The organism is Streptomyces sp. 13-12-16, assembly GCF_002114215.1.
Classification (GTDB): domain Bacteria; phylum Actinomycetota; class Actinomycetes; order Streptomycetales; family Streptomycetaceae; genus Streptomyces.
Window position 1 is genome coordinate 1 of sequence record NZ_NCTE01001109.1, and the last position, 2,138, is coordinate 2,138.

General features: G+C 73.2%; 2 protein-coding genes and 1 pseudogene. 2 read left to right on the top strand and 1 reads right to left on the bottom strand.

The window, feature by feature from the left end; genetic code table 11:
- On the bottom strand, positions 1-964 hold a 964-nt coding region (locus B7767_RS35990), incomplete at its 3' end, for a serine/threonine-protein kinase (RefSeq protein WP_256923687.1).
- Between the two features lie 183 nt (positions 965-1,147).
- Between B7767_RS35990 and B7767_RS35995 the strand changes: the two genes are divergently transcribed.
- Both B7767_RS35995 and B7767_RS36000 read left to right on the top strand, forming a co-directional pair.
- A complete protein-coding gene (locus B7767_RS35995) occupies positions 1,148-1,468 on the top strand; it encodes an SH3 domain-containing protein (RefSeq protein WP_085575711.1) in 321 nt (106 codons plus the stop codon).
- 442 nt (positions 1,469-1,910) lie between these two features.
- Positions 1,911-2,138 (top strand): annotated as a pseudogene (locus B7767_RS36000) (EamA/RhaT family transporter); the annotation flags it as partial.

A 2,138-nucleotide genomic window follows, 5' to 3' on the forward strand; every position in this document is an offset into this window, starting at 1 on the left:
CGAGCCGCCGCGCGGGCCGCGCCGCGGGCGTGTCCACCGGGGGCTCCGGCGCGGCCTCTTCCGACGCGGCCTCCTCCGGCGCCTCCCGCGCTTCGGGCGTCCGCGGCGCCGTCACGAACACCTGGGTGTCGTACGCCGCCGCCACCGACCGCAGCCGCCGCATCAGCTCGTCCGGCGTGGGCCGGTCGTCGGGCTCCTTGGCGAGACACCGCAGCACCAGCGGCGCGAGCGACTCCGGTACGCCGGTCAGGTCGGGCTCGTCGTGCACGACCTGGTAGGCGACGACGTACGGACTGTCGGAGTCGAACGGACCGCGCCCCGTCGTCGCGTGCACCATGAGCGACCCGAGCGCGAACACGTCGGCCGCGGGGCCCACTTCCCGGGGCCGCCGGAACTGCTCGGGCGCCATGAACGGCGGCGTACCGATCAACTTCCCCGTCTCGGTGCGCAGTTCGCTGTCTTTCGGCCGGGAGATGCCGAAGTCGATGACCTTCGGCCCGTCCTCGGCGAGCAGTACGTTGCTCGGCTTCAGGTCCCGGTGCACGACCCCCACCCGGTGGATGTCGCGCAGCGCCTCCGCGAGCCCGGCCATCAGCCGACGCGACTGGTCCGGGTCCATGGGTCCGTTCCGCTTCACCTGCTCGGAGAGCGTCGGACCGGGGATGTACAAGGTGGCCATCCAGGGCCGCCCGCCCTCCGGATCGGCGTCGACGACCGGTGCGGTGAACGCCCCGCTCACCCGTCGCGCCGCGGCCACCTCCTGCCGGAACCGCCCTCTGAACTCGGGGTCCATGGCGTACCGGGCGTGTACGACCTTCACCGCGACCCGCATCCCGGAGGTGCTCCGGGCCAGGTGCACGACGCCCATGCCGCCCGAGCCCAGACAGGACTCCAGACGGTAGTGACCGGCGTACTCCGGAAGTTCCGCTTCCGCGGCCGCTCCGGTGTTCCGCTGCGGCGCCATGGAACCACCCCCGTGCTGTTCGTCCGCGCGCGCGACGCTCGGAGCCTAGTCGATGACGCCCGGGGGACCGAGGCGGCTTGCCCGGCCCCGCGTACGAGTTGCGAACTGGTGTTTCATGGCTTGTTCCAGGGGTATCAACGTGGCCCCACGACACTCGTGGGGCGCAACGGGGGAGGTTTTCTCATGTCTGTCGACCGGACACAGGACATCGCGGGCGGGAACGAGGAGGCGACGGTGACGGCGATGGCGGCCACGGCCGCCCGCTCCTACCCGGTCGCTCCGGGCCACCGGCTGAACGTCCGCAGCGGCCCCGGCACCGGCTACTCCATCGTCCGGGTCCTGGCCGAGGGCGCCGAGGTCCGGATCAACTGCCAGACACCGGGCACGTGGGTGTCGGGCCCGTACGGCACCTCGAACATCTGGGACAACATCGGCAGCGGCCAGTACGTCTCCGACGCGTACGTCCGCACCGGCAGCGACGGGTACGTCGCCTCCCGCTGCTAGTGACGTCCCTCCTCCGAGGAGACACCGGCCGGGGGAGCCGGACACGGGCTCACCGGCCGGCGTCCTCGGCCGCGGCCCGGGGAAGCGCGAGCAGCACGAGCGCCGCCACGGCATGGAGCGCCACGGAGACGACGAGGACCGGGCCGTCGTGTGCTCCGGACCGTCCCCACCCTCCTGCCCGGCATCCACGAGAACTCGGCCCGCGCCCCCACCACGCCGACGGAGGACCGGGACCCGCAGGTGAGTTCCCGTTCAGATGGACTCCCGGGATCTCGCCGATGGCACGAACCGGTGCTTCCTGGCGTGGCTTCCGCCGGCCCGACGCCGCACGGCCGTACCCCGGGGCTTCGTCCGGAGCCGCAGGACACGGCCGTACGGCTCCGGCCCGCGGCAACGGAGGGGGACCCGCGTGCGCACGCGGGGGAGGAGTCACAATCGACCGGTGAGCGCAGCAGAGAACGACCCGAACGGCACCCCGGCCACCCCAGCCGGCCCGCAGCCCGAGCCCATCCGCTTCTTCGGCACGACCTGGGTCGACCACTCCGGCGGCTACACCGCCCGCCGCGTCGGCGTCGCGGTGGGTTCCCTCGCCGCCGCGGCCGCCGCCTGCTTCGTGCTCCGCATCGCCTACGACGGGCTCCGGATCGCCGACGTCGGCAGCTTCGTCTCG